This window comes from Planktothrix sp. FACHB-1355 (assembly GCF_014748295.1).
Taxonomy (GTDB): domain Bacteria; phylum Cyanobacteriota; class Cyanobacteriia; order Cyanobacteriales; family Aerosakkonemataceae; genus Aerosakkonema; species Aerosakkonema funiforme_A.
On sequence record NZ_JACJUP010000687.1, the window covers coordinates 1 to 3,799 of the forward strand.

Genomic DNA, 3,799 nt, shown 5'->3' on the forward strand with positions numbered 1-3,799 from the left:
GTGTTTCACCGCATCTAGTAAGCTCCTTCTTTTTGCAGCACAACTTTGATTGTTTGTAGCAAAATTTGGAAATCGAGAGCTAGAGACCAGTTCTGAATATAGGTTATATCCAGGCGAAAAACATCTTCAAAATCAACAACATTAGAACGACCGGAAACCTGCCACAAACCGGTAATACCAGGTAGCACCTCATGACGGATAAAGTGATGTTCCGACATTTTTTCTACATCTCGTAACGGAAATGGTCGTGGACCGACAAGGCTCATTTCACCCAGTAGGACATTAATGATTTGTGGTAGTTCATCCAAACTATAACGGCGGAGAAACTTCCCTACACGAGTAATACGGGGGTCATCTTTCATTTTGAACATTACGCCCCCTTTCATTTCGTTTTTCGCTTCTAGCTCCTTCTGTAAGCGATCGGCATCTATTACCATCGTGCGGAATTTCCAAACTTTAAAGTGACGGCCTTTGAGGCCAACTCGGTTTTGTTTGTAGAATATCGGGCCACGGGAGTCAAATTTTATGAGTAGTGCGATCGCTAAAAACAAGGGACTTGCTAACATCAACACAGATATTGCTGCCACAATATCGACAAAACGCTTTGTCCAAAAATCGCTCCCCAGGATAGGTGGAGAACGAAATCTGATGGTGGTCAGCCCATCGATCATCTTGATTTCAGACCATTGGCTGGGGATTTTCAGACCGATGGGTAACACTCTGAGACTGATACCGGAACTCATCAATTCCCAATAGAGAAATATCGGAGCCCTGACAGCTTCCCAAGAGCAAACAAAAACTTCACTGACTCTGAGTTGGCGAACGCGATCGAGGATTTCAATCCAAAATTCTTGGTTACTTTCTGAAGGTAAAATTGCTTGACCCCGAACGTCAAATCTTGCGGTTCTATCCAATAATTTTCGGGCTTCTTCAACATCCCCAGGGTCGCCCAGTAGAAATATTCGCTGACGTATTGCACCTTGACGTCGCAGGCTGACGATCGCTAACTGAATCAGCAGCCGCTCAGTACAAACAAAAATTATAGATAACAGCCAAGACAACAAGAAAGTTGAACGAGATACTATTAGGCCCGGTTTATAAAGAAATGCAATAATCAATAAAACAATCTGGGCCAGAGTGAGCGATTTGATCAGAGTGAAGTAATCGCGTCGTTTATCATCCGTGCCATACAATCCTGAAGCGGCTAGAATCCCAAGGCTTATCACCATAATTGGTAGCAAAAACCCCGGCTCTTGGCTGGACTTCCAGAAAAGTTCAAAAGAATTGACAGGGGTTCCCCAAGAATCAGCAATTATCCAAGCCAAAGACAACATAAGGCTATCTAGGACAAGCAGGATGGCTACTCGCAGCCAACCAACACCTGTGCCTTGGCGAAGCCTGGTAATAATCGGAGCGCGTAGGTCAGGCATATTTTACTTTTTCTTCTTGTCTGGGGGAGATGAATTAATAATGTACAAGTGCATAAGCTTCCCCTATTTTTTAGCATATGCTTTTCTTGAAGCGCCCATTTGCGAACACTGACAACTGGATACGCGACAAAATTTTTGTCAAGTACAAACTCAAATCGGTTAGCAGCCTGCCAAAGCCTTTATGACGCTGAGATCGCACCCCTACAATCGTACTACCATAGCACCTCAGCGCAACCTATAAGCAGAGACTGCTATTCTATCAGTCTAGACAATGGGCAACTAACTCTCACCCCACATAAGTATTGGTACTTACGAATAAACAAGGGAGATCGCTAGACTAATTATTGTACATCTTTCCAAAGAAAGGGTTAACAGCAAAGCTCGACAGACAAAGGGCGACTTTGCATAAAAGCGAGATTCTTGATTTCGAGAGCAGATTTGTTGCAAAATGTCCTAGCGGTAACTAGGATAGGTCGAGTTCGATCGGCTCGAGCTATCAGCAGTATTGCAAAAGCAGTAACTGCGATGAATTACCAGCTAAAACCACATTGTCAATTAAAGATAGCGCTTCTATTCCGTACCCAGGCATGAGCAAAACCGCCCTGAACTTAATAGCCATTTGTGTTTTTGCAATGACGCTCTCAACGCTTCTGGGGCCATTGTTGAACATATCTCCGTATGTGCCCGCCATCGCCACCTTGACCATTTTGGGAGTTGGCACTCTAGATACTCTCACCTGGCAGGGACAGGGAGTAAACCTACTTTTGGATTGGTTAGCGAGTGCTTCGCCGGAACATAGAGCCCGCGTAGTGAGGCATGAAGCAGGACACTTCCTGGTAGCTCAGCTGTTGGAAATACCAGTGAGCGGCTACGTCCTCAGCGCCTGGGAAGCCTTCAAGCAAGGACAGCCGGGACAGGGAGGGGTAACATTTGACGATCGCGAATTGGCATCTCAACTGCAACAGAGAATCTTATCAGCCCAGCTACTCAATCGCTACGGCATTGTCTGGATGGCTGGAATAGCTGCGGAGACTCTCATTTACGGTAATGCGGAGGGAGGAGCAGAAGACCGACAGAAATTGGCAACTCTTCTTGAAAAGCTAGGACGCCCGGTTAGCGAATACCCTCAGCAAGAGCGCAGTTTTGCTCTCCAAGCTCGTACCCTCTTACAGTCCCACTGGAAGTCATACGAAGCCCTTGTTGTTGCAATGGAACAGCGAGCTTCCGTGACCGAGTGTTCTCGGATTGTTGCTCAGTATTGCCAGGAAACTTTAAAGAGTTAAGAGTTTTCACTTGGGAGAAAAATATTAACTGGCAACATAGAACTCAGTATTCGCAATTCTCCTCAAAGGAAGTCTCGTTGATTGGCCGATCTCCATCGCAAATGACTTGATTGCGTCCATTAGTTTTGGCACGGAGCAGGCTTCGATCGGCACGGTTGAGCAGACTTACCCCATTAGGATCGTCATCTGGTTGCAGCGAAGCAATCCCAATACTGACAGTAACGCTTAGAGCCAAGTTTTTGTCAATCCCGAAGCGTTGGTTGCCTATCGAGCTATTTAGGCGCAGGGCAACCATTTCCGCTTCTTTGGCATTCGTGTTACTGAGAAGAATCACAAATTCTTCCCCTCCGTAGCGAAAGGGCGTGTCTTGAAAGCGCAGGTTGTGCCGCAGTCGGGCCGAGAGCAGCTGAAGGACGCGATCGCCGACCAAATGGCCGTAAGAATCGTTGATCGATTTGAAATAATCTACATCCAGCATTAGCAAGCTCAGAGGCACCTCTCTGGCGCGAGCGTTTTGGATTTGTCGGGGTAATTCCCAATCCAAAGCCCGACGATTGCTCAATTCCGTCAAGGGGTCAGCCAGTGCGATCGCGGACAAAACGTCGTTGGTACGCATTAAGTTGCGATCGATCTGCACTCGCCTGATCCCGGCTTGAACTTGCGCTTGCAGAAGATGATTTTGCATCGTCAATCCTGCTTCCCAGGATATATCACCATTTCCGCGATTGGTCAGTAACCAGAGATAGGCGTCGGCCCCTCCTTCTAGAGCTGCTGCCCTCAATCCTAACTCCCAATTCCAGCCTGGTAAGATTTCTTCGATAGCGTTTTGAGGTTGCTCCGCTATCAGGATGCAGTATATCCAGGCCAAACTGGTTTGTTGTTTGATCTGGCGACAGAGCTCGAGGCTGCCAACTTGGCTTGCCTGTAGAATCACTACATCAGGCTGTTGTGCTTGGATCGTAGGCAACGCTTCCATAGGGCTGGACGCAAACTCTACTGTGCAAGCTGCTAAATATCGCAGCCGTTCTAGAAGTGTTGTTTTAAATTCATCACTTCCAACTACAAGAATGGAAGCATCCATTGGCG

General features: G+C 46.8%; 4 protein-coding genes. 1 reads left to right on the forward strand and 3 read right to left on the reverse strand.

Annotation, left to right across the window (positions count from 1 at the left end; genetic code table 11):
* Positions 1 to 14: 14 nt before the first annotated feature.
* The gene (locus H6S82_RS23060) at positions 15 to 1,430 is read right to left on the reverse strand and encodes a sugar transferase (protein ID WP_190463730.1); all 1,416 of its coding nucleotides are present in this window, start codon (positions 1,428 to 1,430) and stop codon (positions 15 to 17) included.
* 496 nt (positions 1,431 to 1,926) lie between these two features.
* Positions 1,927 to 2,049: a hypothetical protein gene (locus tag H6S82_RS34140; protein ID WP_255512194.1), complete on the reverse strand. Its 123-nt coding sequence runs from the start codon at positions 2,047 to 2,049 to the stop codon at positions 1,927 to 1,929.
* Between H6S82_RS34140 and H6S82_RS23065 the strand changes: the two genes are divergently transcribed.
* Complete coding sequence (locus tag H6S82_RS23065) at positions 2,018 to 2,713, forward strand: ATP-dependent Zn protease (protein WP_190463761.1); 696 nt, start codon at positions 2,018 to 2,020, stop codon at positions 2,711 to 2,713. The two genes, H6S82_RS34140 and H6S82_RS23065, sit on opposite strands and share 32 nt — an antisense overlap.
* A gap of 43 nt (positions 2,714 to 2,756) precedes the next feature.
* Here H6S82_RS23065 and H6S82_RS23070 read toward each other — a convergent pair.
* Positions 2,757 to 3,799, reverse strand: a 1,043-nt coding sequence (locus tag H6S82_RS23070; protein ID WP_347339533.1) for a diguanylate cyclase, incomplete at its 5' end; no start/stop codon positions are given.